At 34.0% G+C, this 26689-nt stretch carries 37 protein-coding genes; 34 read left to right on the plus strand and 3 right to left on the minus strand.

What is annotated here, in order from left to right:
* The first annotated feature begins 32 nt into the window (after window positions 1–32).
* From QZU83_RS03305 to QZU83_RS03380, 16 genes are read left to right on the plus strand one after another with little or no spacing between them, the layout of a single operon-like run.
* Window positions 33–299: a hypothetical protein gene (locus tag QZU83_RS03305; protein WP_295609639.1), complete on the plus strand. Its 267-nt coding sequence runs from the start codon at window positions 33–35 to the stop codon at window positions 297–299.
* Window positions 296–718, plus strand: a complete 423-nt coding sequence (locus tag QZU83_RS03310; protein WP_295609641.1) for a cation:proton antiporter — start codon at window positions 296–298, stop codon at window positions 716–718. The genes QZU83_RS03305 and QZU83_RS03310 overlap by 4 nt, the downstream gene beginning before the upstream one ends.
* A 1-nt stretch (window position 719) precedes the next feature.
* Window positions 720–953, plus strand: a complete 234-nt coding sequence (locus tag QZU83_RS03315) for a DUF4040 domain-containing protein (protein ID WP_295609642.1) — start codon at window positions 720–722, stop codon at window positions 951–953.
* A complete protein-coding gene (locus QZU83_RS03320) occupies window positions 953–1339 on the plus strand; it encodes a cation:proton antiporter subunit C (RefSeq protein ID WP_295609644.1) in 387 nt (128 codons plus the stop codon). The genes QZU83_RS03315 and QZU83_RS03320 overlap by 1 nt, the downstream gene beginning before the upstream one ends.
* Complete coding sequence (gene ehbF / locus QZU83_RS03325; RefSeq protein WP_295609646.1) at window positions 1332–2786, plus strand: energy conserving hydrogenase EhbF; 1455 nt, start codon at window positions 1332–1334, stop codon at window positions 2784–2786. Before QZU83_RS03320 ends, ehbF begins: the two co-directional genes overlap by 8 nt.
* Window positions 2783–3118 (plus strand): hydrogenase, encoded by a 336-nt coding sequence (locus QZU83_RS03330; RefSeq protein WP_295609647.1) that lies wholly within the window; start codon window positions 2783–2785, stop codon window positions 3116–3118. The genes ehbF and QZU83_RS03330 overlap by 4 nt, the downstream gene beginning before the upstream one ends.
* A 31-nt stretch (window positions 3119–3149) precedes the next feature.
* Complete coding sequence (gene mbhE / locus QZU83_RS03335) at window positions 3150–3389, plus strand: hydrogen gas-evolving membrane-bound hydrogenase subunit E (protein ID WP_295609695.1); 240 nt, start codon at window positions 3150–3152, stop codon at window positions 3387–3389.
* Window positions 3386–3862 (plus strand): MnhB domain-containing protein, encoded by a 477-nt coding sequence (locus QZU83_RS03340; RefSeq protein ID WP_295609649.1) that lies wholly within the window; start codon window positions 3386–3388, stop codon window positions 3860–3862. Before mbhE ends, QZU83_RS03340 begins: the two co-directional genes overlap by 4 nt.
* Complete coding sequence (locus tag QZU83_RS03345) at window positions 3862–4110, plus strand: energy-converting hydrogenase B subunit J (protein ID WP_295609650.1); 249 nt, start codon at window positions 3862–3864, stop codon at window positions 4108–4110. The genes QZU83_RS03340 and QZU83_RS03345 overlap by 1 nt, the downstream gene beginning before the upstream one ends.
* Window positions 4111–4121: 11 nt before the next feature.
* Window positions 4122–5528, plus strand: a complete 1407-nt coding sequence (locus tag QZU83_RS03350; RefSeq protein ID WP_295609651.1) for a 4Fe-4S binding protein — start codon at window positions 4122–4124, stop codon at window positions 5526–5528.
* Window positions 5529–6020: a 4Fe-4S binding protein gene (locus tag QZU83_RS03355; RefSeq protein WP_295609653.1), complete on the plus strand. Its 492-nt coding sequence runs from the start codon at window positions 5529–5531 to the stop codon at window positions 6018–6020.
* The gene (locus QZU83_RS03360) at window positions 6021–6467 is read left to right on the plus strand and encodes an NADH-quinone oxidoreductase subunit B family protein (protein WP_295609654.1); all 447 of its coding nucleotides are present in this window, start codon (window positions 6021–6023) and stop codon (window positions 6465–6467) included.
* A 12-nt stretch (window positions 6468–6479) separates the two neighbouring features.
* A complete protein-coding gene (locus QZU83_RS03365; protein ID WP_295609656.1) occupies window positions 6480–7607 on the plus strand; it encodes a nickel-dependent hydrogenase large subunit in 1128 nt (375 codons plus the stop codon).
* A 3-nt stretch (window positions 7608–7610) separates the two neighbouring features.
* On the plus strand, window positions 7611–8609 hold the full coding sequence (locus tag QZU83_RS03370; protein WP_295609658.1) for a respiratory chain complex I subunit 1 family protein: 999 nt from the start codon (window positions 7611–7613) through the stop codon (window positions 8607–8609).
* Between the two features lie 9 nt (window positions 8610–8618).
* Window positions 8619–8882: an energy-converting hydrogenase B subunit P gene (locus tag QZU83_RS03375; protein ID WP_295609659.1), complete on the plus strand. Its 264-nt coding sequence runs from the start codon at window positions 8619–8621 to the stop codon at window positions 8880–8882.
* Window positions 8875–9534 carry a DUF5612 domain-containing protein gene (locus tag QZU83_RS03380; RefSeq protein WP_295609661.1) on the plus strand — a complete coding sequence of 220 codons (660 nt, stop codon included), beginning with the start codon at window positions 8875–8877 and terminating at the stop codon, window positions 9532–9534. Before QZU83_RS03375 ends, QZU83_RS03380 begins: the two co-directional genes overlap by 8 nt.
* A 95-nt stretch (window positions 9535–9629) precedes the next feature.
* On the opposite strand, the gene cas4 is transcribed toward QZU83_RS03380, so the two are convergent.
* From cas4 to QZU83_RS03395, 3 genes are all read right to left on the minus strand, one after another.
* Window positions 9630–10424 carry a CRISPR-associated protein Cas4 gene (cas4, locus tag QZU83_RS03385; RefSeq protein WP_295609663.1) on the minus strand — a complete coding sequence of 265 codons (795 nt, stop codon included), beginning with the start codon at window positions 10422–10424 and terminating at the stop codon, window positions 9630–9632.
* A 135-nt stretch (window positions 10425–10559) separates the two neighbouring features.
* Complete coding sequence (locus QZU83_RS03390) at window positions 10560–12038, minus strand: sodium-dependent transporter (RefSeq protein ID WP_295609664.1); 1479 nt, start codon at window positions 12036–12038, stop codon at window positions 10560–10562.
* A gap of 254 nt (window positions 12039–12292) precedes the next feature.
* Window positions 12293–13366 (minus strand): DNA polymerase subunit beta, encoded by a 1074-nt coding sequence (locus QZU83_RS03395; RefSeq protein WP_295609666.1) that lies wholly within the window; start codon window positions 13364–13366, stop codon window positions 12293–12295.
* Window positions 13367–13589: 223 nt separating this feature from the next.
* Between QZU83_RS03395 and QZU83_RS03400 the strand changes: the two genes are divergently transcribed.
* From QZU83_RS03400 to QZU83_RS03485, 18 genes are all read left to right on the plus strand, one after another.
* Complete coding sequence (locus QZU83_RS03400) at window positions 13590–14558, plus strand: hypothetical protein (protein WP_295609667.1); 969 nt, start codon at window positions 13590–13592, stop codon at window positions 14556–14558.
* Between the two features lie 164 nt (window positions 14559–14722).
* A complete protein-coding gene (locus tag QZU83_RS03405; protein ID WP_295609669.1) occupies window positions 14723–15316 on the plus strand; it encodes a DUF366 family protein in 594 nt (197 codons plus the stop codon).
* A complete protein-coding gene (locus tag QZU83_RS03410) occupies window positions 15313–15828 on the plus strand; it encodes a 6-pyruvoyl tetrahydropterin synthase family protein (protein ID WP_295609671.1) in 516 nt (171 codons plus the stop codon). Before QZU83_RS03405 ends, QZU83_RS03410 begins: the two co-directional genes overlap by 4 nt.
* Window positions 15828–16526 (plus strand): 7-carboxy-7-deazaguanine synthase QueE, encoded by a 699-nt coding sequence (locus QZU83_RS03415; RefSeq protein WP_295609673.1) that lies wholly within the window; start codon window positions 15828–15830, stop codon window positions 16524–16526. Before QZU83_RS03410 ends, QZU83_RS03415 begins: the two co-directional genes overlap by 1 nt.
* 61 nt (window positions 16527–16587) lie before the next feature.
* Window positions 16588–17523, plus strand: a complete 936-nt coding sequence (locus QZU83_RS03420; protein WP_295609674.1) for a CBS domain-containing protein — start codon at window positions 16588–16590, stop codon at window positions 17521–17523.
* A 26-nt stretch (window positions 17524–17549) separates the two neighbouring features.
* Window positions 17550–18350 carry a CBS domain-containing protein gene (locus QZU83_RS03425; protein WP_295609676.1) on the plus strand — a complete coding sequence of 267 codons (801 nt, stop codon included), beginning with the start codon at window positions 17550–17552 and terminating at the stop codon, window positions 18348–18350.
* 59 nt (window positions 18351–18409) lie between these two features.
* The gene (pheA, locus tag QZU83_RS03430; RefSeq protein WP_295609696.1) at window positions 18410–19219 is read left to right on the plus strand and encodes a prephenate dehydratase; all 810 of its coding nucleotides are present in this window, start codon (window positions 18410–18412) and stop codon (window positions 19217–19219) included.
* A 57-nt stretch (window positions 19220–19276) separates the two neighbouring features.
* Window positions 19277–19978, plus strand: coding sequence for an endoglucanase (locus QZU83_RS03435; protein WP_295609677.1), 702 nt, complete (start codon window positions 19277–19279; stop codon window positions 19976–19978).
* 26 nt (window positions 19979–20004) lie between these two features.
* Window positions 20005–20550 carry a PsbP-related protein gene (locus QZU83_RS03440; RefSeq protein WP_295609678.1) on the plus strand — a complete coding sequence of 182 codons (546 nt, stop codon included), beginning with the start codon at window positions 20005–20007 and terminating at the stop codon, window positions 20548–20550.
* A 20-nt stretch (window positions 20551–20570) separates the two neighbouring features.
* On the plus strand, window positions 20571–21083 hold the full coding sequence (locus tag QZU83_RS03445; protein WP_295609680.1) for a flavoprotein: 513 nt from the start codon (window positions 20571–20573) through the stop codon (window positions 21081–21083).
* A 31-nt stretch (window positions 21084–21114) separates the two neighbouring features.
* Complete coding sequence (locus QZU83_RS03450; RefSeq protein WP_295609681.1) at window positions 21115–21729, plus strand: phosphopantothenoylcysteine decarboxylase; 615 nt, start codon at window positions 21115–21117, stop codon at window positions 21727–21729.
* Window positions 21730–22385: 656 nt separating this feature from the next.
* The gene (locus QZU83_RS03455; protein ID WP_295609683.1) at window positions 22386–23528 is read left to right on the plus strand and encodes a site-specific integrase; all 1143 of its coding nucleotides are present in this window, start codon (window positions 22386–22388) and stop codon (window positions 23526–23528) included.
* An 85-nt stretch (window positions 23529–23613) separates the two neighbouring features.
* Window positions 23614–24186, plus strand: coding sequence for a hypothetical protein (locus QZU83_RS03460; RefSeq protein WP_295609685.1), 573 nt, complete (start codon window positions 23614–23616; stop codon window positions 24184–24186).
* Window positions 24187–24915: 729 nt separating this feature from the next.
* On the plus strand, window positions 24916–25077 hold the full coding sequence (locus tag QZU83_RS03465) for a hypothetical protein (protein ID WP_295609686.1): 162 nt from the start codon (window positions 24916–24918) through the stop codon (window positions 25075–25077).
* 217 nt (window positions 25078–25294) lie between these two features.
* Window positions 25295–25597, plus strand: coding sequence for a hypothetical protein (locus QZU83_RS03470; protein WP_295609688.1), 303 nt, complete (start codon window positions 25295–25297; stop codon window positions 25595–25597).
* Between the two features lies 1 nt (window position 25598).
* Window positions 25599–25802, plus strand: a complete 204-nt coding sequence (locus QZU83_RS03475; protein WP_295609689.1) for a hypothetical protein — start codon at window positions 25599–25601, stop codon at window positions 25800–25802.
* Window positions 25795–25929: a hypothetical protein gene (locus QZU83_RS03480; protein WP_295609691.1), complete on the plus strand. Its 135-nt coding sequence runs from the start codon at window positions 25795–25797 to the stop codon at window positions 25927–25929. The genes QZU83_RS03475 and QZU83_RS03480 overlap by 8 nt, the downstream gene beginning before the upstream one ends.
* Window positions 25930–25940: 11 nt before the next feature.
* On the plus strand, window positions 25941–26504 hold the full coding sequence (locus QZU83_RS03485; protein WP_295609693.1) for a hypothetical protein: 564 nt from the start codon (window positions 25941–25943) through the stop codon (window positions 26502–26504).
* Window positions 26505–26689: the final 185 nt, after the last annotated feature.

A 26689-nucleotide genomic window follows, 5' to 3' on the forward strand; every position in this document is an offset into this window, starting at 1 on the left:
TGCATTTTCTAAAAAAATTCGAGTGAGATAGTATGGATATATTGTTTATTTCAAAATTTATTGTGGTTATAGCATTAATTATTATGATGTTGGCTACTTTAAGAGCAAGTGCATACAAATTCACTTCAATGGGACTTTTAGGAAGCTCTGCAGTTGTCGTAGCTTTTGCAATGGCATTGCTTGTTGGAGGAGATTTGTACAATCTTGGATTCTATAGGGATATATCATTAGCTTTAATATTCTTCGGTTTTGTAGGTACTGTTGCTTTCGCTGCTGTTTTGGGAGGGGATGAATCATGATAGTGTATATTCAATCAGCCCTTCTTATAATATCAGCCATTTTGATTTTAATATCAGCAATAGGACTTATTACCGTTCCAAAAAATACCAAAAATGCAGTTTATGCAAGAATTCACATTGTTGGCGTTTTTGATATTGCCTGTATTATTGCTATGATTGCTCTTGGCCAATTTCTGCTTGCGGTAATATACTTCATTATTGCACCGTTTGCAGCACATGCAATAGCTAATGCTTATTGGAAAAAAGAAGATAGAGAAAATAATTTAGATTTGGTGACTGTTGAAGTAGAGCCTGATTATAACAATCCGTTTATTCATCCTAAAGATAAATTTGGATCTTTAGAAACTGAAGAGTCAGGAAAACTTAAAGCGGATGAAAGGTTTTCAGTTACTACATTGGAAATTGATGAGGGGGAGTAAGATGTTAGAAATTGTATTGATGATTATAATAGTTATAAGTGCAATTCTTGCTCTTATTCAGAAAGATTTATTAAAGGCTGCGATTTTAACAGGATTTGCTGGTGGAGCTATGGCAGTTCTTTTCCAGATTTTGCTTGCACCTGATGTGGCATTGACTCAGGCAATTGTCGGTGCGGTTATCGTTCCTGTTTTCATTGCTTTGGCTGTTAAAAAAACTCAAAGGGAGGATAGCTAATGGCAGACGTTCAACTAATTATATTATTCACATCAATGGCATTGGTCGTTATTGGACTATATTCTGCGATTTTTGTTGATAATATCATAAAAAAGATAATTGGTATTAGTTTTATTGAAGAAGGTGCTAATCTGTTCATTGTTGCTATTGGTTACAGACCTGGTGGTGTAGTTCCGATTTTAATGCCTGGAATGGATACATCATGGTTTGCAACAAATGCCGCATATCCTTTGCCTTTCGGTTTGGTATTAACTAGTATTGTAATCGGCGCAAGTACTTTGGCCGTTATGCTTGCTTTGGTAATGGTGATATATAGGAGATATGGTACTTTATCCACAAAAGTAATGCTGGCAGACACATCTAAACAGGAGGAATACAATGAATGAATTAATTCCACTTATGGTTATTGTTCCTTTGATGGCTGCATTGGTAATCAGTGCCTTTTCAAGATTCAACACATTGACTAAGGTATTGGCATTCTTCGTTGCTTTGTGTCTTCCTATAATTCCATTGGCTTCTAATTACGGTCTTCATTACTTTGGAGGGTATGAGCCAATTTTGGACAATGTGACTAATGTGATGTATCATCCGGCGATTACATATTCATTTACATTCCTGCAGCAGATATTTATTGCAGGTGTTGGTCTTTTAACATTCCTGGTCGTATTCATTTACCTGACCAAATACAGGAAAGTTTCAGGACCTTATTTGTTCCTGCTGTTCTTGGGTACTGCTGCCGTAACTGCAATGATTCTTACAGACGATATATTCCACATGTTTGTATTCTTTGAAATTTTAGCTCTGGCACAAGTTGGTATTGTTGCGGCTTCATCAATTGATTACAGTTATGAAATGGCTTTAAAATACATGATTTTAGGGTCAATCGGTTCACCAATGATGCTTTTAGGAATTGGATTCCTGCTGGCATTGACTGGTAGTGTTAACGTTACAGATATAGTCGCTGCTGTTCACAACGGTTTGGTTAATGCAAAATCTCCAGTATTTTTATTATCACTCGGTTTAATATTCTTTGGTTGGTTATACGCATCTGGTTTACCACCATTCCATACTATAAAATCTGGAATTTATTCTAAGGCTGAACCTCACGGAGCAGCGCTACTCCAATCATTTACAGTTATTTCAATGATTTCAATTGTTTTAATCATGTTTAGAATATATTCAACTTTACCTATCTTTGAAGTTCTCATAGTCTTCTTCTCTATCTTGGCTATGATATTGGGTGTCTCTCTAGCACTTACTCAGACAGACTTCAGAAGGATGATCGGATTTTTAGCTGTAGGTGAGTTAGGATTTATCGGTTTAGGTATCGGTCTTGGAACTCAATTTGCAATCACTGCAGGTCTTTTCCAAGCATTGAACGAAATTATTATTACTGCATTATTATTCATAGGATTCGGAGCAATAGTTAATGCAACTGATGAAGTTGACACACGCAAGCTCGGAGGCCTGCTGGCTCAGCATCCGAAAGTGAGCATCATGCTTTTAATTGGCGGTTTGGCAATGGCTGGTGTACCTCCTTTAAGCGGATTCCAATCTAAATTAATGCTTGTTCAGGCTTCTTTAAGTTGCGGATATCCTGAATTGTCTATTTTAGCTATTATGGTAAGTATCGCTACATTTGTAGTATTCGTAAAAACATATTATACAATGTTTTTAAAACCAAAACCTAAAGAATTAGAATTAGAGGGTAAAGAGGTTCCACGTTCAATGATTATTGCGATGGGAGTGTTATTGGTTATCATCATATTGTTAGGTGTATTCCCTGATGTGGTAACAAATGGAATTTCCAACTTTGTAGGAGGGATATTATGAAGCTTTATGATCAGATATTTGATGTTGTAAAGCAATTTAAAAAATTGTTTTCGCCGGGTCCTGTAACTAATGCGGATGTTTCAGGAAGCATTACTGCGGAAATATTTTTAATTGTTTCATTGGTATTGGCTGCAATATTGCTGAGGCATGTTAATGTTCTTCTTGCAGGTCTTGTCACACTGATATTGGCTGTTGTGCTGATTGCCAATATTCCGCTTATTCCAAAGTTTAAGATTGAGCAAGAGGATTCTTTAGAAAAAATGTTGTTTTATGCAGTCATAACACTTGCAATTATTATTACATTCATGTATTGGGGTGGTAATCTTGTCTAAAACTACAGTTCGCAATTTACTTGCAGCAGTAATGACTGCAATATGTTCTGTTACTCTGTTCGATGCAATATTCCATTTGCATAACATGATCACTCCTGGAGTAAGCAATATCTACAACGCACTTGGAACACAGATAGCTCCAAACATGGTTACTGTGGTCATTTTCGATTTCAGGGCATATGATACATTGGGAGAATCAATTATTTTATTAACTGCCGGATTGGTAGTGTTACTAATATTCGGTAGAGGATTACTGGGGGATAAACAATGAGTCAAGGTAGTATGATTTTAAAGATTATATCTTTGCCGATTTCAATTATATTGATTTGTTTAGGTATAATGACTATCCTTGGAGGCCACATCACTCCTGGTGGAGGTTTCCAGGGTGGTGCAATGATTGCTAGTGGAATTGCATTGTCTATCCTTGTTTATGGATTAGGTAATTCTCCATTGGAATTGTCCCACACTTATATTGAAGTTTTAGAATCCGTTGGTGCATTAGGATTTGTAATATTCGGATTAATCGGTTTGTTTGTAGGAGGATTTTACCTCTATAACATGGGAACAGATTTGCTGAATGTTGTTCCGGCCGCAATCCAAAATGTATTCCATTATCCTGATATTACCAATGCAGGAATCATTCCATATCTCAATATATTTGTTGGTTTAAAGGTATTTGTAGGTCTTTCCTCAATTGTTATAGCATTTGAAGGATTTAAGAAATTTGTTGAGGAGGGTGAATAGTGATAATTCTTGGACCAATCATTTTCGCTTTGATATTGGGTTTGGTTATCGGATCTCAGATTAAACTCAATGTCAGTGACGCAAAATTCACTCTTGGCTCATTTGTACTAATATTAATTGCAGGAATAATTATGTCATGGCAATTGGGTAATTATCCGTTTTACACAGATTTACCTATTTCAACAGCATTCTTATCTGCATTAATTGGAATTTTTGTAGGCAAACTATTATTTGCACGGAGTAAATAAGGAGTGTTAATATGTTTTTAACAACTAATACATGTGAAGGAAAAAGAGATTGTATTAAACAGTGCCCTACAAAAGCTATCAGATTCATTAATGGTAAAGCTTTTAGTTGCCTTACCTGTGGAATATGCTATAAAAACTGTCCGAACGGAGCGATATTTGAAAATAGCTACGGAGGATATGTTGTGGACAGGGCCAAATGTAACGGCTGCGGAATGTGCATGTACAATTGTCCTACAAACAATATCACTATTGAAGATGGAATTGTATATGGAATTTGCTCACGCTGTGGAGTTTGCTCTGAAGTCTGTGCGAACCGTGTGGACGGATGGGAATTTGAAAAATCAAAACAACTCAATTTAATAAGGGCATTTGATATTCTGAATCCTCCATTGGATAATGTTCCTTCCAAAAAAGAAAGTGAAACCAAGCTGGTTACAAGAACTTGCTTTGGAACTGACACTGAAAAGTGTATTTTATGTGGAAGGTGCAGTCAGTATTGCCCAACAGGTGCAATTCGCGTAAAAATTGACAGGGATGAAGGAATCTGCAGTGAATGCAGATTATGTAGTGACGTTTGTCCTAACGGATCTATGAACAAACATCAAATTGTCAGCAAATCCAGCTGTACGCTCTGTTTAAATTGTATGAAATCATGTCCTAACAATGCGATTTCCGTAGAGGACTTTGAAATCATTGTTAACAAAATCAATCAAAAGCCGGCAGGTAAAATCATTTCCTGTCTCAACTGCGGATTATGCGCCGATTTATGTGAAAACGAATCACTTAAAAACGTCGATGGCAAACTCAGATATGATCCAACAAGTGATACAGAAAACAGAAATCACGAAAAAGCCATTGAAGCTTGTCCGATTCACACATTGCGTGAAGATGATGAAATGTTTATCTATGACGAATTCGATGAGGTGGAGCTTTCAACTCTGGCTGGATTCTGTGTAAGCTGCGGCAAGTGTGTTCAGGTCTGTGATGAGGTTGGCGCCCGCCAATTTATGACAGCCAGCTGGGACGGTAAAGTAACTGATGATTGTATTTCATGTGGAATATGTACTGAGGTATGTCAGGAAGGTGCAATCACATTGCATAGGGGTTCAATATCAGTTGACCTTGACAAATGTATTTTATGTGAAAATTGTGCCGTTCACTGTCCGGTTGATGCAATACCAAAAACTACAATGTATAAAAATGAGATTAAGGATGGATTTAATTTCATTGAACAAAAATTATGTATGCATTGTGGATTATGTCATAAAACCTGTTCATATGATGCAATTGATGAAATTGATGGTAACTTTGTAGTAAACGAAGAAAAATGTACATACTGTGGAGCATGTAAAAATGCATGTCCTGCAAGGGCATTTTTATTCGAGAGAAATTTTAAAGATTCAATAGAGGGTATTTAAATGAGGAACTTACTTAGAATAGCTTTTGAAGGAGCTTTTACTAACTTTAAAAGAATCTTTTTTGCAGCCGATAGGGTTACAGACATGGAACTGAGAAGGCAAATCTCAACACTTTCAGTAGAGGTTGACGATAGGGTTGATGAAAAGGCCTGTATCGGATGCGGAGGATGCGCCAATGTCTGTCCGACAGGTGCAGTGGAGATGAAAAGTTTGGCAAGTCCTGTTAAAATAACTGAAGGATGGACAAAAACTGAAGTACCTGAAATTAATCTTGAAAAATGTGTTGTATGTTATTATTGTCATGATTTCTGTCCTATATATTCACTTTACGGTGAAAAAGGAACAATACATCCTTCCTGTGTTGGAGACCAGGAAGTTGATGTGGCTGAATTCATCGAACAACCATTTAAAATTTCAGATGATAAACTTAAATTTATAGCACAGTACTTGTCAGATACAACTGTATTGAAGAATAATGAGGAAGGTGATTAGATGGGTCTCAAATCATTTTCAAGAGCAAGAGCAATACACGTCATGTTGGTTTATACCGGCGGATGTAACGGATGCGATATTGAAATTGTAAACTCAATATTATCACCACGGTTTGACGCTGAACAATATAATGTGTTCTTAACTTGGAATCCTCGTGAAGCCGATGTATTGGTAGTCACAGGGCCTGTAACACATTTAAACAGAAAACCATTAGAGGAAATATATAAAGCTATTCCTAATCCTAAATTGGTTGTAGCTGCAGGAAGTTGTGCTTTAATGGGTGGAGTATATAAAAACTGTTATGGTGATATTCCATCAGAGGAAATTGAAGGACCAGTTGAAAATATTATACCAGTAGATGCAAAAGTTCCGGGATGTGCCGTAAGGCCTCAAGATGTCTTGGCTGGAGTTGTATCACTGTTACCTATATTATTGGATGCGGATTAAAGAGGGGATTAAATGGATGAAAAAGTACCAAGAAGTAATATTATAGAAACTGAAATTCCAATGGGTACAGTTCACCCTGCTGCATTGGAACCATATAGGGTAAGATTCTTTGTTGAAGATGAGATCGTCCAGGAAGCGGAAATCACTATTGGTGTAAATCATAGGGGTATCGAAAGAATCATGGAAGGTCTTCCTGTTGAAAAGGCAAATGCTCTTACAGAAAAGATTTGTGGAATCTGTTCCAATTCACATATATGGAATTCATGCAGAACCGCTGAAATCGGTTTAGGTATCGAAATTCCAGAGAGAGCTATGTACATTCGTGTAATAATGGGTGAACTTGAACGTTTGCATTCACACTTCTTGTATTTAGCACATGGTTGTGAAGTATTGTCTCATGAAACATTTTCAATGAGGGTGTTCTACTTAAGGGAAATCGTAATGGAACTGCTTGCAATGATTGGCGGTAACAGGGTACAGTATGGATGCTCTGTTTTAGGAGGAGTAAGGCCAAGATGTGATGTCGACGAAGCTAAATTGTTAAGACTTAAAAATGATATGGACGCAGTCGAAGAGGGCCTTACCGGATTTGTGGAAAGATTTTTAGCAGATTCTGTAGTTCAGTCAAGGATTACAGGAGTAGGCGCACTACCACAAAAACAGGCCATTGAACTGGCGGTAACCGGACCAACTCTCAGGGCAACAGGTGTTGCAAGGGATTTAAGAACAACCATGTTCGAATACGATAACTTTGATTTTAATGTAATCACACAGCCCGACGGGGATGTTAGATCAAACTTGGTTATGAGGGCTCTCGAATCATTTGAATCAATTAAAATCATCCGTCAGGCTATTGCAAATATCCCTGAAGGTAAAGTGGTTACCCGAGACTGGGAGATGTTTGACACTGACATTAATGAAAGTTACATGGAAGTTCCAAGAGGAACTCTGTATCATTCTTATGCACTTGAAGGCGGAAGAGTAAGGCACTGTATTATAAGAACTCCATCAATGGCTAATATTGGAGCAATGCAATATGCCTGCATTGGAGAGCAACTTACAGATGCGCAGCTTTGTATCGTACAATGTGACCCTTGTTTTACATGTACGGACAGGGCAATTGAAATTATCAGGAGATAGATTATGTTTTCAAATGTTATGATTAACTCAATTATTATAGCTGCAATAACAGTAATTGTCTGTTTTATAATTTCAACATTATTGCCGGGAATTGAAAGGAAATACATTCATGCAAGGATTCAGCAAAGAATCGGGCCGATTGTTATTGCTCCTGGAATAATGGCTCCAATCAAATTCATGTTTAAGGAAAATGTTAAAGTGGAATCTCCGGTTCCTGGATTGTATAAAATATTGCCAATTCTGTGTTTTATTGTTGTAACATGTTTGCTTATTGCTTTAACTCCTCAGGCTTTTGCAATTCCTGCACTTTCAAGCTTGGTTGCAATCGTAGGGCTTTTAAAAGTTGAGGAAATATGTTATGTGTTGATGGGAGCATTATCAAAATCTGTAATGTCTGTTAGGATGCCTTTCCCAGACCAGATTAAAGGTGCGGTACACAATAATGTGACAAGATCTTTTGTTGAAGATATAAGTTCCAGAAGATCCTTAAGAATGATTACTTATGGTTCATTCCCATTGTATTTGGCTTTATTTGCACCAATAACCCAAGCAAGAAGCATTTTCCTACCTGATATTGTTGCATATCAACAGGCACACGGACCAATCTTATTTACAGTATCCGGAGCAATTGCAGCGATTGTATTCTTTATAGGATACATGATTATATTGAACGAATATCCATTTTCAATTATTAAGGCAAAATCAGATGTTATTGAAGGACCATATATGGAATATGCGGCTAAATACAGAGCCATTGTCTATTTGACTAGAGGATTTTTCATGATGGTGCTTGGCGTGCTGTTCTCAGTACTGTTCCTGGGTATCCCGCCGGTAATTACCTCCTGGGGCTTTTTAATCAACATCGTTGTTGCGTTGATATTTGTATTTATGATGGGAATTTTCTCAGCATTCAGCCCAGTATTCACAAACAGGCAACTGTTGCCTACAATACTTGGAACAACATTGCTTGGAGTATTGGCTGTTGTAGTTGGATTGTTATGAGGTGATTTGATGAAATTTGTTATGAGGCCGTATCATATGGTAAGTCTTGGAGGATACATTGTAGAATGGGATTTTCCTTACAGAAACTTAATAGTTGTAAACAAAACCTCTGAGCCAATCAAAATAGAAATTCCAGTATTTCATGAAGAATGGATTGCTGAGCATAGAGATTTGGGTCTTGAAGTTATTCCTGTAACTAAAGATGATAATTTTTTAAGCATGTGGAAAAGGGCACATGCAGATTTAGATAAAATCAGGCCACAAAATGAATGATTATACATTAACGATTAAATCTGATGAGAAAAAAGGTGTATTATATGACATTACTGATGTTATCACCGACCATGGTGCTAATATTAGTTATGTTCATCTTTTCGTTGAAAAGAACAACATGGGTTCTATAAATCTGGAACTGGAACATGTTGAAGACATAGACGAGCTGGTCTCAGATTTGAAAAATATTGAAGAAGTAAAATCTGTTGAACTTCACGGTTCCCAACTTGATATATGGGGAAAACGTATAATTATCATTGGTGGCGGAGCACAGGTGTCTCAAGTGGCTACCGGTGCAATAACCGAAGCGGATAGGCATAACATACGTGGAGAACGCATAAGTGTAGATACTATTCCATTAGTTGGTGAAAAATCTCTGGCGGAAGCTATCGAAGCTATTTCAAGATTGCCTCGTGTCAGTGCGGTAGTGCTTGCGGGTTCGCTCATGGGCGGGGAAATTACTGAAGCCGTTAAAAAAGTTAAAAAGGAAAGCAAATTGATAGTAATTTCACTCAACATGCCTGGAAGCGTAACAGAATATGCTGATTTGATTATCACTGATCCGATTCAGGCGGGTGTTTTGGCTGTAATGGCCATTGCGGATACTGCCGTTTTTAATATTGAAAGGCTTGGAGACAATATCAAATTTTAAAATTTCATGTTTATGGACATATAGTGAGTTATTACAACTCTCTGATAGGTAAATAATGATATTTTAATCATTATTTACTTATTCAATACTTATTTTTAATCTTTCAAACAGATATCATTATATTCACAATTTCCACATTTTCTAGGATTTTTCCGTACATCCGGGAGCTTTTTGTTGTCTGTAATCTCTTTAACTTCTCTCATTACATCAAATAACCCTTTTCTAAGATTAACGTCCATCACGACAGGGCGTCTGTCACCTATCTTTTCATAATCGACAAATCCCACAAACACTTCTGTTTCAAATTCCTCTTCAAGAAGAATTGCGTAGGCTACCAGTTCAATTGCATCCTGGTCCCAAACTCCCTTAATTGGAGGTGTTGAGCTTTTAATGGCAACAGGATAGTATTTGCCGTCGATTATTTCTATTTTATCACACATTCCAATTAATTCAAGTTGAGGGTCTTTCAATAAGTAGGAATACATTGAATTTGGGAAAAACATGTCTATTATTTCGAATGCATTTTTGTCAAGGATTGTCATGGACTGTTTGATTTTTAAAGCGGTGATTTTAATGTTGAAGTAGGCATCATCGATAATTTGATTGATTTGGTCATTGTCAAGGTCTAAATTCATGGATATGATTGCATCTGCGGTGCTTTTAATGTATGAGTCTATATTTTGGGATAGGATATGTTCAATTTGGTTCATGCCCATATCTTTTTTGATTTTTCGCATATTCTTTTGAATCAAATCTAAAATATCAATCTTAAGCTTTTTAATCTCAATTGCAAGTTGAAAATCACTGTTCTTATTTAAATCTACATGATTTTGGATGTAAAGTTTCATCGGACAGTACATGTGTGTTTTAATAGAAGAAATGTTTATCATATTATAACCTCTTAAATTCTGTAATATTACTTAGAACTTAATCATATAAAAAATAAGAAGTTATAACCAAAGTAAATTCTTTTAAATAAAATAAAAAAAGTAAATAGCTAATAATTTAGCTATTTAAGGTCAATTTCACACGTCGTAGTAATTCTTATTGACTGCAGGCATTTTTGCAAAAATGATTGGAACTACTATTAACACTATACTTAATATCAACATGATGGTCTTGCTTACTCCGTTTGCTTCGCTCATGGTTGATAAAATTCCCTGAATCCAAAGGCCTAAAATACAAATAGGCAAAATGTATTTGATAACGAGTTTCCAGGTTTTTCCAACTTTAATATTTGAATGTGCATTTAATGTCTCAATCAAATCATCAAATTTGTAAATCCAACCGAAGATTATGCATTCAAGAAGGACTGCAAACAGTAACGCGAAGTTATTCAGGAATGCGTCAAATATTCCAAGTATTGTACTTCCTGCACCTGTTGCGAAAATTGTTGAAATACAAAAACCAACAATACAAACAACAGTAGCGGTCTTTTTACGCTCAATAAGGAATTTTTCTGAAATTGAATAGCATACTCCTTCAAGAAGTGCAATAACAGAAGTAATTCCTGCAAAAAGAATACATATGAAGAATAACGGTCCGATTATATGGGCTGCAGGACCCATTGTATTAAATACCTGTGGGAAAACTACAAATGCAAGTCCAGTTCCTGAAGTTACAAGTTCATTAAACGGTATTCCGCTTGTTACAGTCATGAATCCTAAAATTGAGAAGATTCCAATTGAGTTAAACACTTCAAAACCGGAGTTTGAAAATGCCACCATCACTGCATTGTCCACCAATTTTGCACCATCCGGCAGGTAACTTGCATATGTCATCGCAATTGCCATACCTAAACTCAGGGAAAATACGATTTGTCCGAATGCCGCTAGCCACACGTTCAAATCACCCAATGCCGACCAGTCCGGTGTGAAAATCTGGGTATATCCGACTGATGCCCCTGGTAATGTTAGTGAGAATGCAACAATAATTACTACAATAATACATAGCATCGGCAATAGGGTTTTACTTACATTACCGATTCCGTCATTCAGGTCTCTTTTAATAATGAGCCATGCTAAAAACCAAATTGCAAATACTGATACAAGAACTGTCGGCACAATTGTAAATATTCCTGATATGGAATCTGTAGCGTGCAGAACGTTATTTGTGAAATATAAATCTGGATTCGCTCCCCATGCTTTTGTAAAACTTAAACATATATAAATCAAGTCCCATCCTACAACACAAACATAGTATGTTGTAATTAAAAATACAACTAATAATATGAACCATGCTATAGGTTCTAGTTTTTTATTAACTGAATATAGTATTCTTGCAAGTGATTTTTTAAACTTATATCCTACTGCATATTCCACTAAAACAAATGAAATTCCTAAAAGAAATAGTGAAACGATGTAGGGAATCATAAATGATCCTCCACCGTTTGAGTACAGAACATTTGGGAAACGCCAAATGTTTCCGAGACCAACAGCAGAACCAATCATTGCCATCATAAATGCAAGATTACTATCCCATTCTGATTTTTTTGTCTCTGTCATATAACCACACTAATTTTAATATTATTATTTTAGGAGTTTGATGTTTATATATTATTGTATTTAATTTTGCTTAACTCATGTTATTTTTAGTAAAAAGTTTTGAATAAATCTAGTATTTGTTATTTTGTCAAATGAAGATTATTCGTTTTTTAAAAATAGTGAAATGTTAATGATATTCAAGTAATTTATTTGCGGTTTGTTTAAAAAAATAGGTTTGAGAGTATGAAACTCTCTAAAAAAAATATTTTGCAGTCCTAGGCAGGGCTTTCCTTAAGCTTCAAATACTCATCAATTGCTTCACGGGTGGTTCCAACGACTATGCGGTAGTGTGAAAATTCTCCATTGACAATAACCTTTTCCACTTTGCCCTTAGCTATTACGTGCTCGCCGTCAATAACTTCGCCGGCATAGGTGTGTGTAAATGAAACCACTTCAGTCAATGGGAAATCTACTCCATCCAAGACTTCAACGTTTTCAATTGTATAAAGTGAAGGATTGTCGAACGCTCCGAGTGCGCTTACGATATCACATTCGATTTGAGCTATTCCCTGAGGCTCATAAACTGTATCTCCCCAGGTTCCCTCAATTTCATTGTAATCTTTGGTTGCTAAAATGTCGAATAATGTTCCGTTGATTGTTCCTCTGTTTGCTTTTCTGTTTTCATACCATCTGAATTCCTCTTTTGTCAGGCTTTCGTCATACATTCTTTTATCGTATACGAAATCCCAGTAATCGTTGGTGATTCCTTCAACGGTAATGTGTTTGTCGACTTCTTCGATGTAGACTTCTTTTCCGCGGTGCTCTTTAAAAGCGGTGATTGCTCTTCTGTGATTGTCAAGACCATATACGACGAAATCAAGGTCGCTGACATCACTTTTTTGAAGGCCGGGCAGTATTGAGCCGGAAATTCCCAGATGGTCATATGGAATGTCTGCCATGAAATGGAAAAAGTCAGCAACGTCCATCAATTTTGCAATCAGTTCCGGATTTTTAACTTCTCCTCCTTCATCAAAAGTCTTTTTGAGGCCTAAAAGCCTTTCTTCAGGTTTTATTATTTTTTCAACTTTTTCCAATGGGACTCCCATCATTTCAACATTGGTAACTTCTGAAAAATACAGATAATCAGGATAGTTTTCACGTAAATATGAGTATGCTTCTTCTGATCCTACTTTTCTATAACGTTTGCCGTCTTTTTCACGGTCTCCTTCAGGGTCTGGCACATATCTTAAAAAGGAAATTACTCTGTTTTCAGGGTGAATGTAATTTGTTGATGCGAAATACAAATCGTCGCTTGTGTAGATAAAGTCTCTTGTTCTTACTTGCTTCATAATTTTTACTCCTAGTTTTAATTTTTATTTTTAATTAATTAAAATTTTACTAATGTTGGCGGTTAGTTTAGGTTATGATGAAGTTGTCCTGTTCAGATTAAGTTTTGGTATTAAATTTGAAATTGATATTTTTTTTAACATTGTTTTTATATATTTTAAATAATAAACATATTAATGAATAAAATAATAATTTTTTTAGTTTTTCATAAATTAAATTTCAAACATGAAAACTTACATTGGTGATGAAAACTTCAATTCCAACACTATATTCGCCACATTTGTTGTAGAGAAAAAACCTGTTATCATTCCAATTGCCTCTGAATTCTGTGAGATAACTATTGGTGATGATTTAAGTATTTATATTGTCTTGAAGGATGAAAATGGTAATGTCATTGCAAATGCTCCGATTAGCTATGTGGTTAATGGCACTGCAGGTACAACAACTACTGCTGCTGACGGTTCATTTACAATCAAAGCTGTTAACGGTGCAAAGGTTGACATCAAATACGCTGGAAATGAAACAATCCTGCCGACCAACCTTACATTGACATTCAATGTTCCGGACGTTCCTGTCGTTGTTAAAACAGATACTCACTTTGACATTCCTGACCGCACAATAACCATTAACGGATATGCTGTAGACGGTCCTGCTAACGAACAGGGAATATATTATGCAACAACATTGCTTGATGCTAACGGTAAACATGTATCCAATGTATACATGGAATTTGCGGTTAACAACAAGATTTACAACAGGACAACCTATGAAAACGGCAGCTTCAAGCCTTATAAGCTCAACATGATTAGGGCTGGAAGATACACAATGGCTTTCAACTTTGCAGGTGATGACAACTACACCAATGCATTTGCATGCGTATGTGTTGATCTGGACAAAAAGCCTATTACAATCAAGGCAAGCAAAAAAACATACAAAATTGCTACCAAAACCAAAAAATACACAGTTACTCTATCCACAATCAAAGGATTGGACGGTAAAATGCATTTAAGCCCTAAAAAAGTAACACTCAAAGTGAATGGTAAAACATACACAGGAAAAACCAACTCCAAAGGCCAAGTCACCTTCAAAATAAATAATTTGAAGAAAAAGGCTAAATACAAAGCCACAATTAGTTATAAGGGTGATAAAACATATGAGGCTGCAACAAAATCAGTAACCTTAACAGTCAAATAGTGGGATTTACTTCTCACTATAATTTTCTTTTTTAGCTATGGAAAATACGAATGGTCAAATTTTTAAGATAAAATCAAAAAACTGATTTTGCCGAACAAACGATACTTTTTTTAATACCTTTAACTAAATATTAATAGGTAATTTAATTATTTTAGGTTTTTATCATGATTATTACTCATAAACATGTTGATGAAATTTTTGAATATGATGGAAGTCAAATTAATCCGTCATGGGCATTTCAAGAATTTGGAATTTACGGATCATCAATCGTAACTTGGATTGGTCCGGTCAATATCACTCCTGATAACTTAAAGGATTTTGCAGATGTGGGGCTTGAAATCAAATCAAATTACATGGTTAATTTCATTTGTGAATTTTTTGACCAGCAACCTCCGAACATGAGGATTGCCTATTTAAGACAAAGGCTTTTAGTAATGATTTTTAGAGAGATTCTAACAGAATATGGAATTAAAACTAAAAGAGAAGGCGACGATATCTTTGTTGATAACAGAAAATTATCCATTTCTATAGCCAGCGTTTCACTAAGTTCTGCAAAAATACATTTTGCACTTAACCTTGAAGATAAGGGAACTCCAAGTGATGTTGAAACCATTGGACTGTATGATATTAAAGTCGATGACAAACAAATATTTGATGAGGATAATTTATTGGATTTAATCAATGAAACAGTAAATAGATTCATTGATGAGCTAAAAACAATTGAAAACGATATAAGTAAAACCAAGGTGTTAGGATGAAAATTTTAGTAAATGGTATTCAGTCTAATTTAAGATTTTCCTCTGCTCATGTTATTCCAGGTCATGAATCATGCGGATTTATTCATGGTCACTCCTACTTTGTTGATGTGGAAATCGAAGGGGAAAGGGCAGGTGAATTCGAATTTGTAGTTGATTTTAAAGATGTAAAGGGATATACTAAAGCGATTTGTGACGAACTTGACCACAGATTGTTAATTCCTGTTTATAACAAATTAATTGATTTTAAAGATTTTGATAAAGAAAAAGACTCTATTTTTGATTTGAAACAGGAAAAATCAGTTTACTTTAAAATTGACGGTAAAGGATATACTATTCCTGCAGTAGATTGCGTATTCTTGCCTCTTCCATACACTTCTGCCGAAGAGCTATCAAAATTTTTCGCAGAAACATTGGCAAGAAAACTTTCTGAAACATATGACAATTTGAAATATGTTGCAGTCTGCGTCAATGAAGGAATCGGTCAGGGCGCCGAATACAGGAAAGATTTATAATGAAGGCACCAGTTATTGAAATCTTTTCATCTTTTCAGGGTGAAGGATTATTAATCGGTGAGCGCCAAATATTTGTTAGATTTGCTGGATGCAATCTAAACTGTAATTATTGTGACACCAATGATAGTAAATCAAAAGAATCAGGCAAGTTGATGACACCTCAGCAAGTTACTGATGAAATAAATAATTTATTGACTCCTGATTGTAGAACCATATCATTTACTGGAGGTGAACCTAGTTTATATCCTGACTTTATTAGTGAAGTCGGCAAAAACTTTGATTTAAAAATCATGCTAGAGACTAATGGTACTTTGCCGGATAATATTGATTTAATTGACAATTTGGATATGGTTTCATTGGATATTAAATTGCCGGAGCATTTTGACGGCGAATTTGATGAAAGTATTTTTATAAATGAGATTAAATCACTAAATTTATTAATGGCGAAGTCTATAAATGTATATTGTAAAGTAGTTATATTGCCTTCAACAAAAATAAAGTCATTTAAAGAGGTAGTTGAAAAATTATCCGCAAATATTACAAACAAAAGTAACCTTCAAATAATTATCCAACCTTCTAGTCCTTTATCAGAATGGAAGGACCTTAATTTTCGATTATTTGAATTTTCCGAGATTGTTGGGCAATATTTTGAAGTTTCCACCATTCCTCAAATCCATAAGATTTTGGATATTGAGTGATTTTGTTTTTAATATGATTTTATTTAATTTTTGAAGTGCAATTGTAAATTGAGGTGTGTAAATGAAAAATAAAACATCCATTAACAGAAAATCAAACACAGGTGCAGTTGAACGTGAAACAAAAGTTCACGATAAAGAAGGAGACATAATGGCTATTGCAACTAGAGATGTTATCTCCATTCCTCCTACAAAACCTATTAAAGATACTGCAAAAGTAATGATGGAACATGAATTCAGAAGATTACCAGTCACAGATCCTGGTTCCGGCAAGTTATTGGGTATTGTAACAGTAATGGATATATTAGATTTCTTTGGTGGAGGAAAAAAATTCAACATTATTGAGAAAAAATACGAAGATAACTTCTTGGCAGCTATTAACGAACCAATTAAAGAAATCATGACTCGTGATTTAATTACTTTATCTAATAAGGCATCTATTGGAGAAACCATTGAAACCATGTTAGATAATCAATTAGGTGCTATTCCTCTTGTTGATGGTGATGGAAAACTCGCAGGTATTGTAACTGAAAGAGATATTGCACTATCCCTTGCAGGCATGGCAGGTAAAGAAACCGTACAGGATTTTATGAGTCCTAAAGTATTCACTACCACTCCTGGAACACCTTTGGAAGGTGCATGCAAAATCATGGTTAGAAATGGTTTAAGAAGAATCCCTGTTGTGGGCGGTGAAGCTGATATCTCCAAAGCAGCTAAAAAATTATTAGGTATTTTAACTTCTACTGATGTAATAAGATTCTTAAATGCAAAAGAATTGTTTGATCATTTAAATTCCAATTTGGCAACTGATGTTTTAAAAACAGTTATTTCCGATATTATGGTAAAAGATCCGGTGACTGTTGAACCTAATATGACTATCGGAGAATTATGTGAACTGTTCTCAGAAAGGAATATTGGTGGAGTTCCAGTTGTTAAAAATGATAAAGTAATCGGAATTATTACTGAAAGAGATATATTAAACGCAGTTAAAAGATTTTAGACAGATAAAATATAGGAGATGATAATATGCAAATTAAGAATTTGATGTCTGAGGATATAATCACTGTAGACAAAGATCAAAATCTTTCTGATGCTTTAAAATTGTTACGTAAAAATAACGTATCCCGTTTACCTGTAACTAATAATAAAGAATTAGTGGGTATTATTTCCGAAAGGGACATAGCTAATAAGCTTGGTTCTTCAAAATATGAAAGTATGCCTGCATCAAGACTTCATATTTCATCTGTAATGGTTAAAGATGTATTTACAGTTCCACAGGAAATGCAATTGGAAGAAGTAGCAAAATTAATGTTGGAAAACGGTATCGGATCAGTTCCTGTCATGGATGATGATAAGATGGTTGGTATTGTTTCCAAAGCTGATTTTGTAACTCTTGCAAACGGAATTGCATTTGATAAAATAGCTGTAAAGGAAATAATGTCAAAAGATGTAAAATATGTATCTCCAACTGAAAGACTTATCCACGCAAGAAGAGTAATGCTGGAATCCAATGTTGGAAGATTGCCTGTTTTAGATGATGATAAACTTGTTGGAATGATTACCTCCAAAGATTTGATGAGAGCATTCATTGACTTTAGGAAAAAAGTTCCGGAAAAATATCAAAAATCTCAAATTAAGGAAGTTTTAGTCGAAGACATTATGTCTACTAATCCAGTTTATGTGACAAAAGACATGTCTATTTCTGAAGTGTCTGAAATAATGATGGAAACCGGATACAACGGTTTGCCTGTTGTTGAAGGTGAAGAAGTAATTGGCATCATCACACAAACAGATATTTTAAGACTAATTGAAAAATTAGAATCTTAAATATTGGTATAGTTTCTCAACTATACTACTTTTTTTATTTTTTTTAAGGGGGTTTAAAAATTACTCTAATTTCATTTTTAGGTCCTAAAGGAACATTTACCCATGAAGCGGCAAATATGCTGGGCGAAGAACTGATTCCTTATTGCACTATTCCTGCAGTTATGGAAAGTGTAGCTAATGGGGATTGTTCTTTAGGTGTTGTTCCAATAGAAAATTCTATTGAGGGACCTGTAGGTATTACGCTAGATTCACTGGCCCATAAATTCGATTTGAAAATTTTTAAGGAAATCATCCTTCCAATAAATCAGAATTTCATTGTAAATCCTGGTTGTAAAATGGAGGATATTGAAGACGTGTATTCCCATGCTCAGGCATTGGCGCAGTGCCAGGATTTTGTCAGAAAAAACAATATTCAGCCTCATTATGCGATAAGCACTGCGAGAGCCGCTAAGGATATTATAGGTGATAAATCAAAAGCGGCTATTGGAAATTCCAAGATTGTAGAGTTGTATGGTTTGGAAATCCTGGAATCAAACATTCAGGATGTGGACAATAACGCAACAAGATTTGTCGTTGTTTCAAAAGAGGACCATGAACTCACTGGCGATGACAAAACATCAATCATATTTTCCATTTATGAGGATAAGCCTGGAGGATTATATAACATTTTGGGAATTTTTGAAAAAAATAACATTAACTTGACTAAGATTGAATCAAGACCTTCAAAAAAAGGTTTGGGTAAATATCTGTTCTTCGTTGATTTTAATGGACACAAGGACGAGGAATTAATCCAAAATATTTTAAAAGAAGTCCAGGAACAGACATATTATTTTAAGGTTTTAGGTTCTTATCCTCAATATGTTAGGTAAACTTTAAATTAATGTTTATATATAATTTATTATGTATAAATTCGGGGAGGTAGGAACATGTCAGATGATAGAGATAAACTTCTTGGTATCATGAACAGTTTGGAATCTGATTACAGGTCTGGAAAAATATCTGCCGAAAAGTATAGCTATTTCAGATCCAAATATGAAGATAAGCTTAATTCAATAGATGCTAGAGATGCAACTAAAAGAATTAGGTCAATGCAAGGCAAACCATCTTCAGATACTAGAAAAAGAAGAAATAAAAGACCTACCAAAAATAAAAGAAAACAAGAACAAGATTTGGTTCAAAAATATATTATTAATCCTAAAAAATCAGATAAAAATTATAAAAAAAATAAAGGTTCTTCAATAGACAGCGGTACTTTCAAATTATTGCTGCTGTTAATATTGGTAATAGGTTTTACTGCAGGCACTGCCTACGGTATTTTTAATTTTGATTTTGGATCAATATCTCAAGGAGAGACAGTTGCTGTTGTAGATGACACTGCATTCCCTGAATTTCAAGAAACTGCAAAAGTCAACACAACAAAAACCTATTATAATTATACTTCTTATAGTACTTCCAATAGCAATCTGGAGACAACTTCGGATAACTCGTATAACCAGTATAGTCAGTCAAGTAATTCATATGATTCAAATTCATATCAATCTTCTTCCCAGTCTCAAAGTTCAGAAAGCAGTTCGTATGATAGTAGTAGTAATGGCGGCAGTAATATTGAGACCACGGTTGGTGGATGAAATTAATCTGTTCTATAGGTGATATTATGAAAATTAATGTGTTTAAAGGAAGCATGATTATTCTTATGGTCTTATTATTTTTAGTTTCCGTTACTGCGGTATCCAGTGCCGATAATAATACGGATATAAGCATACTGACCTTGTCAAAAGGAGGAATTACCATACAATACCCATCAGATTGGGGTGATTCACAGGCAACTTCAAATTATTCTGTAATGGCAATTTCTAAAATCAATTCTGTTGATGGATTGGGCATTGGTAAGATTAACATTAACATTGAAAAGAAGCCGTTTGAAGGTGAATTCGGCTCATTTGTCAATGAGACTTATGACAAAATGAAAAGGGACAGCTCTTACAATTTAGTCTCTTCCGGTTCTGTTGTTGTTGGTGATAAGGAAGCGTATGAATATGTTTACACCTCTACTCAGGGTACCGGTGAAAAGGAACATAAGGCTATCTGGTTTGAAAAAGGTGGTCAGGCTTATGTTATAATGTATAGCGCTCCTATTTCAGACTTTGAAGATAATTTGTATGTTTTCGATTTTGTATTGTCAAATATACAAATTAATTAATTCTTTTTTTTGGTGTTAATATGATTGTTTTATGTGTAACAGGTAGTGTTGCTGCTAGCGAAGCTATTAAACTCGCTCGCGAATTTAGAAGAAACGATGTTGAAGTAAAATGTTTTATGAGTGATGCGGCTTGTGAAATCATTCATCCGAATTCAATGGAGTTTGCAACAGGCAATGAAGTTGTGACCAAATTAACAGGCGATATTGAGCATGTCAAATACTCTCAGGAGGATTTGATTTTGGTTGCACCCGCTACTGCAAATACCATTTCCAAATTTGCATACAAAATAGCGGATAATCCGATATCCACTCTTCTGATTACTGCATACGGGCATGACACTCCAATCATTTTTGTTCCTTCAATGCACGATTCAATGTATAAGGCCATCAAAGGCAACATTGAGAAAATAAAGCAGGAGCAATCAGCTATTTTTATAAAACCTCGCATGGATGAAGGAAAAGCAAAATTCCCTTCAAAGGAAGATATTGTTTTGGAATCTTTGAGAACTATTAATTTAAACAAAAAGGATTGATACTATTAAAGGAAAAAAAGTTTTAATAAGTTTGGGCGGAACTTATGAACCTATCGATTCTGTAAGGGGGATTACAAATAAATCCTCCGGGAAGATGGGCCTTGAACTTGCAAAGGAAGCCTACATTCGTGGCGCTGATTTAAAATTGGTTGTAGCTAATGTCAGTGTTGATATTCCCTCTGTTTTTGATGTTGTTCATGTTGAAACCAGTTCAGAGATGAATGATGCGGTTTTAAGTTTAATTTCAGATTACGATATATTTATTTCCACTGCTGCAGTTTCAGATTTTGAATTCAGACAAAAATCCGATAAGAAAATCGATTCCAGCAGTTCTCTTTTTTTAAATCTGAAGCCTACTACAAAAATAATCCGCCAAATTAAAAAGATCAATCCTGATATCTTTTTGGTTGGATTTAAAGCCGAATTCAATATTTCCCGTGATGAAATTATTGGATGTGCAAGAAAACAAATTGCCGATGCAGGCACAGATTTGGTTATTGCAAACGATATTTCAAAAAATGAGTGTCATTTCGGATCAGACAATAATGAGGTCCTGATTGTGGATGATAATGTTTTATCTGTTCCTTTGGCTTCAAAAAGAGAAATCGCAAAAACAATTTGTGACGTAATTTCTAAAAAATTATAGCTTAATCTACATATGCTTTTAATAAAAGTATTATTTTTTCATTCCATTGATTTATATTATAGGAACGTTATTTTATTTTAATGAAACTTCAGCTATCATATATTTTAATTATAGCTATAATTAAAATAAGCATAGGTTTGAACATCTCCATTTTGGGAAAAAATTTGATTTTTAGGAAATTCCTTTTTTTCATTAAATTTCATCGCTGTATATTTGATTTTCAAATCATGATTTGATTTTTAGTGCAATATTGTTTTTGATATATAGAATTAAATCATATAATTTTTAGGTGTCAAACATATATTTTTATGGAATTGTAAGCATTGTAAAGTAATACTTTTTCAAATAAAATAAGCAAATTCATATTTGAAAAAATTTTTTTTAAAAAAGAGTATTTTCATAAAATAAGTTCATGCCTTTAGGCTTTAGTTAAATGGAGTGATTAATAGAGTGAATCCACCTAAAGGACGCTTAGATGAACTTTTATTTTATTTGCATTAGCATATTTTATATTTTATTTTATAGTATAAAAAGGTATCTAAGTAATACTTTATAGTATATATAAAGCTTTGTGGTGTAAAATTTATTTGACAAAATTACTTACCAAATGCTCTCTCACTAACCTTTTATAAAAACAAAAATATAGATGTGAAATTATGAATGACGAGCAATTATTGGATGAAATTCACAGCGTGAACAATCATTCAAAGGCAACACGTGAAGCGTACAAAAAAGCGGTGAATTTGTACACTACCTACAACGAGATGTCTTTATACGAATTAATCATGGAAGCAGAGGAAGAGGAAAATAAAAGGATAAAATGGAAGTTGTGTTCTGTTAGGAGAAGATTAATTGGGTATAGGAAATTTTTACTTGATAACTTTGCCTACAACTCATTTAGAACCTTCTTTAGTCCTATCGTAAATATCTACAAATACTATGAAATTGAGATTTTCACTCTCCCTAAAATGAACCACAAATCAATTAAAAGGTCTCAACCATTAAAATTTCATGATTTGCCGGATAAAGAAATTATTAGGGAAGCAATAAATATTTCTAGTCCATTGATTAAGGCTGTAATCCTTTTTATGTGTTCTAGTGGTTGTGCTGTTCAGGAAACCGTTAATTTAACTGTAGGGGATTATCTCAAAAGTATCAGAGATTATACTGACAAAAAAGATGTTTTTGAAGCAATAAATGATATTAGTGGAAGAAATGATATTGTACCTACTTGGGATATTTGGAGACAAAAGACTAATAAGTATTATACAACTTATTCAAGCCCGGAATCTGTAATAGCTATCAATTCATACTTAATATCAAGACCGGATAATTTTACTAATGACTCCAAGTTATTTAAGTACAGTAAGAATTATATCCAAACAAGATTCATCAGGATCAATAATGAATTGAACCTGGGTAAGGTTGGGGACAATGGCTATAATCGATTCAGGACTCACATGTTAAGAAAATTCCATGCAAGTTCATTATACAATGACGGTATGAGTTTGGATAAAGTAAATGATTTGCAGGGCAAAGCTAAAGGTAGAACTGACCAGGCTTATTTTATGATTAACCCAGAAGATTTAAAATACGAATACATCAAACATCTACCTGCTGTTACAATAAATAAAGACGTTGAAAAGTTATCCATCAAATCTCCAGAGTATATGAAAATGGAAGAGGAAAATGAACTCTTGAAATCAGAAGTAGGTGACATGAGAAAAGAACTCGATGAGATGAAAGAATTGAAAAAAGAATTTTATAGTATTCTTAAGAAAGTTGAAAGTCAATCATAATGTTATATAACTTAATGTTATAGCATTTGGTGTGGTTTAATCTGTGTCAAATGCTATATCATTTAAAATTAAAAAGGTGATACAAATGGTTTATATCGTAGCAAATAGCAAACATGCAAAAGAATTAATTAAATTAGATTTTCCAGATAGACTTTGTGCATCTCCTGAAAGTTGTGAAAATTGGTTAGCACATTGTAAAAAATACAATATGAAATTTTTAAAAGGTTCTTACGGTACTGTAGTCCATAAAGATTTTAATGAGTATTTTAAAAATTCCAAAAGCGATAAAATAAGAAAAGAATTATCTTGTGAAGATATATTGATTGATGGGGAAAAAATTAGCTTGCCTTTAGATCATACAAATCTACTGAAATCTAAAATTGATAAGAATGTTTATATTTTAACATCAAGCCCGTATTATGAGTTAAATTTGGATTTAATTGAAAGCATTAAAAATTATCCTCACGATGTCTATGTGATTAATCCCAACTTTTTAGATTATTATTCATTCATTGATGAGCCATCTGAAAAATTAAGACATCCGTTGGATGGAATCAATTATGCGTTTACTAATGCAAGTGAAACACAAATTAAAAGCATTAATGATGCAATCTATAATGGTACTGGATTATTTGGTGTTTTTAGAAAGTTGTTGTAAATAAATTTTTCATACTCATTTTACCATCACCACATCAACTTTCATTGTTGAAACCTCATTTTGATTTTATACATTTGACTAATTTTTCTTACATTTTTATGTTTCATTGTTTATAGAATTTTGCAAAAACACATGCCTTATCTTCAAATTTTTTTCTCAAAAAAATGAACAATTTAGCATTAAAAAACTAATAGAAATGTTTATATATTCATTTTGACAAACTATGATTAGCCATTACCAAATGAAAGCAATTTTACGAAGTGAAAGCAATTTTTCATTCTCGTACAACTTTTTTTTGGTGAGGCCTAAAAATCAATTTAGTGAGGTAAAATATCAAGAAAAGTAACGAAAAAATAAGATCATAAAAAAAGGATTATAAAAAAAATTTGTAATGAATAACGAGCTATAAATTTTTTAATATAATCCTGGGTCAGTTAGAAAAATAAAAATAATTAAACAGAGCCGACAAACTTTGTTAAAAATTAATACTTTCCAAAACTTAACCCAATATTTAGTTTATTTTAAGGAATATATAAAGATTATTAAACCAAATAAACCACAAATTATCTTATTCTAAATATTCGGTAAAGAATGGAAAACTGATTTACTCGAATACTATTTTTATTTTTCAAATTGTCTGGCCCAAATGATTTTGAGATTTTCGAAGAATTGCTCTCTATTAATATGTTCAGATTGATGAGAGTGTGAAAAAATGGAGACATCAAAACCATGTATGGACAAATAAGACCAATGCCTCGAGAAGTAATTGTTTCCAATAACTTCCAGGCACTAGAGGAAGCCATTGCTGAAATTTCTGAAACTGAAAACATCAGCAATGAAAAGGAATTCTTTGATTTGTACGAAATCAAGATAATGAAACTGGATCAATAGCTTTAATCCAGTAGATTGTTGAACTAAAGTTTAAAAACATTAACGGAGCCGACAAACAATGATAGAACAAGATGTAAATGGTGTGCCTCATGTTTTAGTACCAAAGGAGGCATGGGAAATTGTATCAGAAGTTTTTAGTAAACTCGATGAAATGGGTGAATGGAATGAATAGCTATTGCCCATTTGAAGGACATTGCATTATTGAGGTTGATTAATCATGACAACCTCAATTAATCAATTTGAAGATAATTTCCATGGTATTCTAACTCACAGAGGTGAAGTCAAAATTGCCAAAGGTGATGTTGAACAGGAAATCCTCTATATTGATGACGATGGGATTATATTAGTGGATGGTGGAAAAAAAGCATACCAAACACTAATACACTCTAAGCTATTGTCTTTAATTCAATATGCAAAAGAAGGCGATACAGCATTAGTCAAATTTATAAGGGGAGAAGCTTTTATTGTTGGATTTAGGAAAAACAAGAGGAATGATAAATATGGAAAAAACAATTCTTGAAATGCAACAAAATCTTAGGGAAGGTTACTATGTTGTTTTTGTATCTACAGATGAAGAACAGTATTTTCCACTTACTAAATCAGATACTCTTAGTTTCCTGGAGGATAATAGATTAGCAATTCGCAGTAAAAGCGGAATGGTTAGAATAATTAACTTGGATTTAATTATTGAAATTTGTATCAGGAGATTTGATTCATATGTCTAAGCCAGCACGATTATATCCTAAAGAAGACCCGATGAACTTAAATCCCAAAGTAATAATGATGGGAAGTATTTTATTTGCAATAATAATTGGCTGGATTGGAATTGTAACAAGTACTGTAGGATTATAAAAGGTGATAAAATGGTAAAAGCAGAACTTATAGAAAGCCCAGAAGTTTCCAAAGAAACTGAGTTAATAGCTACCGATAATGTTCCTAATGTTGATGTGGCTATTGAACAATGGGATGCATATCAAAAACTCTGTAAAGGTTTATTAAACGAAACAGATTATCAAGAAATAATTGTAAAAGAAAAAGATGAGAATGGAAACTATGTTAAAGTGAAAAGACACTTTAAGAAAAAATCAGCATGGCAGAAACTCTCCCGTGCATTCAATGTTGATACACATATTGTTGATCGTGACATTGAAAGAACCAAAATGGGAAGAGTGCGTGAAGCTTACTATTGCGTTAGAGCAACATTGCCAAATGGCCGTAGTGTTGAATCTGATGCATTATGCTCCAGAAGTGAAAGGGGCAAAGATAAAGTTTCAGACCATACTATAATGTCTACCGCTAAAACACGTGCAACAAACCGTGCAATAGCTGAGTTAATAGGAGCTGGAGAAGTTAGTGCTGAAGAAATGTCAGCTGAAAAACTGGTATCTCAAAACCAGTCAAAATTTTTAAAAGAGGACAATAGCTAATTCCTCTTTAATATTTTATTTAGGAGAATGTTAAAATGAGTTTTAATGACAAACAAACCATATTTACAGGCACACAATTAGATTATGAAGAAATTGTAGAAATTCCAGAAGGATATGAAAAAGCAGAATTAAAAGACTTTGAAGATGGAACTCTCATCACCGGCAGACCTGAAATGTCTTCAGTT

The organism is uncultured Methanobrevibacter sp. (assembly GCF_902771435.1).
Taxonomy (GTDB): Archaea; Methanobacteriota; Methanobacteria; order Methanobacteriales; family Methanobacteriaceae; genus Methanocatella.

Coding starts and splice junctions, on each gene's coding strand:
- QZU83_RS03410 (WP_295609671.1), top strand. CDS start 15,313: ATGAAAATTTTAGTAAATGGTATTCAGTCTAATTTAAGATTTTCCTCT.
- QZU83_RS03395 (WP_295609666.1), bottom strand. CDS start 13,366: ATGAAGCAAGTAAGAACAAGAGACTTTATCTACACAAGCGACGATTTG.
- QZU83_RS03475 (WP_295609689.1), top strand. CDS start 25,599: ATGCAACAAAATCTTAGGGAAGGTTACTATGTTGTTTTTGTATCTACA.
- QZU83_RS03320 (WP_295609644.1), top strand. CDS start 953: ATGGCAGACGTTCAACTAATTATATTATTCACATCAATGGCATTGGTC.
- QZU83_RS03315 (WP_295609642.1), top strand. CDS start 720: ATGTTAGAAATTGTATTGATGATTATAATAGTTATAAGTGCAATTCTT.
- QZU83_RS03480 (WP_295609691.1), top strand. CDS start 25,795: ATGTCTAAGCCAGCACGATTATATCCTAAAGAAGACCCGATGAACTTA.
- QZU83_RS03425 (WP_295609676.1), top strand. CDS start 17,550: ATGCAAATTAAGAATTTGATGTCTGAGGATATAATCACTGTAGACAAA.
- QZU83_RS03465 (WP_295609686.1), top strand. CDS start 24,916: ATGTATGGACAAATAAGACCAATGCCTCGAGAAGTAATTGTTTCCAAT.
- QZU83_RS03310 (WP_295609641.1), top strand. CDS start 296: ATGATAGTGTATATTCAATCAGCCCTTCTTATAATATCAGCCATTTTG.
- QZU83_RS03330 (WP_295609647.1), top strand. CDS start 2,783: ATGAAGCTTTATGATCAGATATTTGATGTTGTAAAGCAATTTAAAAAA.
- QZU83_RS03370 (WP_295609658.1), top strand. CDS start 7,611: ATGTTTTCAAATGTTATGATTAACTCAATTATTATAGCTGCAATAACA.
- QZU83_RS03360 (WP_295609654.1), top strand. CDS start 6,021: ATGGGTCTCAAATCATTTTCAAGAGCAAGAGCAATACACGTCATGTTG.
- QZU83_RS03470 (WP_295609688.1), top strand. CDS start 25,295: ATGACAACCTCAATTAATCAATTTGAAGATAATTTCCATGGTATTCTA.
- QZU83_RS03340 (WP_295609649.1), top strand. CDS start 3,386: ATGAGTCAAGGTAGTATGATTTTAAAGATTATATCTTTGCCGATTTCA.
- QZU83_RS03390 (WP_295609664.1), bottom strand. CDS start 12,038: ATGACAGAGACAAAAAAATCAGAATGGGATAGTAATCTTGCATTTATG.
- mbhE (WP_295609695.1), top strand. CDS start 3,150: ATGACTGCAATATGTTCTGTTACTCTGTTCGATGCAATATTCCATTTG.
- QZU83_RS03405 (WP_295609669.1), top strand. CDS start 14,723: ATGATTATTACTCATAAACATGTTGATGAAATTTTTGAATATGATGGA.
- QZU83_RS03400 (WP_295609667.1), top strand. CDS start 13,590: ATGAAAACTTACATTGGTGATGAAAACTTCAATTCCAACACTATATTC.
- QZU83_RS03420 (WP_295609674.1), top strand. CDS start 16,588: ATGAAAAATAAAACATCCATTAACAGAAAATCAAACACAGGTGCAGTT.
- QZU83_RS03440 (WP_295609678.1), top strand. CDS start 20,005: ATGAAAATTAATGTGTTTAAAGGAAGCATGATTATTCTTATGGTCTTA.
- QZU83_RS03415 (WP_295609673.1), top strand. CDS start 15,828: ATGAAGGCACCAGTTATTGAAATCTTTTCATCTTTTCAGGGTGAAGGA.
- QZU83_RS03485 (WP_295609693.1), top strand. CDS start 25,941: ATGGTAAAAGCAGAACTTATAGAAAGCCCAGAAGTTTCCAAAGAAACT.
- QZU83_RS03435 (WP_295609677.1), top strand. CDS start 19,277: ATGTCAGATGATAGAGATAAACTTCTTGGTATCATGAACAGTTTGGAA.
- QZU83_RS03350 (WP_295609651.1), top strand. CDS start 4,122: ATGTTTTTAACAACTAATACATGTGAAGGAAAAAGAGATTGTATTAAA.
- ehbF (WP_295609646.1), top strand. CDS start 1,332: ATGAATGAATTAATTCCACTTATGGTTATTGTTCCTTTGATGGCTGCA.
- QZU83_RS03455 (WP_295609683.1), top strand. CDS start 22,386: ATGAATGACGAGCAATTATTGGATGAAATTCACAGCGTGAACAATCAT.
- cas4 (WP_295609663.1), bottom strand. CDS start 10,424: ATGATAAACATTTCTTCTATTAAAACACACATGTACTGTCCGATGAAA.
- QZU83_RS03355 (WP_295609653.1), top strand. CDS start 5,529: ATGAGGAACTTACTTAGAATAGCTTTTGAAGGAGCTTTTACTAACTTT.
- QZU83_RS03305 (WP_295609639.1), top strand. CDS start 33: ATGGATATATTGTTTATTTCAAAATTTATTGTGGTTATAGCATTAATT.
- QZU83_RS03365 (WP_295609656.1), top strand. CDS start 6,480: ATGGATGAAAAAGTACCAAGAAGTAATATTATAGAAACTGAAATTCCA.
- QZU83_RS03380 (WP_295609661.1), top strand. CDS start 8,875: ATGAATGATTATACATTAACGATTAAATCTGATGAGAAAAAAGGTGTA.
- QZU83_RS03445 (WP_295609680.1), top strand. CDS start 20,571: ATGATTGTTTTATGTGTAACAGGTAGTGTTGCTGCTAGCGAAGCTATT.
- QZU83_RS03375 (WP_295609659.1), top strand. CDS start 8,619: ATGAAATTTGTTATGAGGCCGTATCATATGGTAAGTCTTGGAGGATAC.
- QZU83_RS03460 (WP_295609685.1), top strand. CDS start 23,614: ATGGTTTATATCGTAGCAAATAGCAAACATGCAAAAGAATTAATTAAA.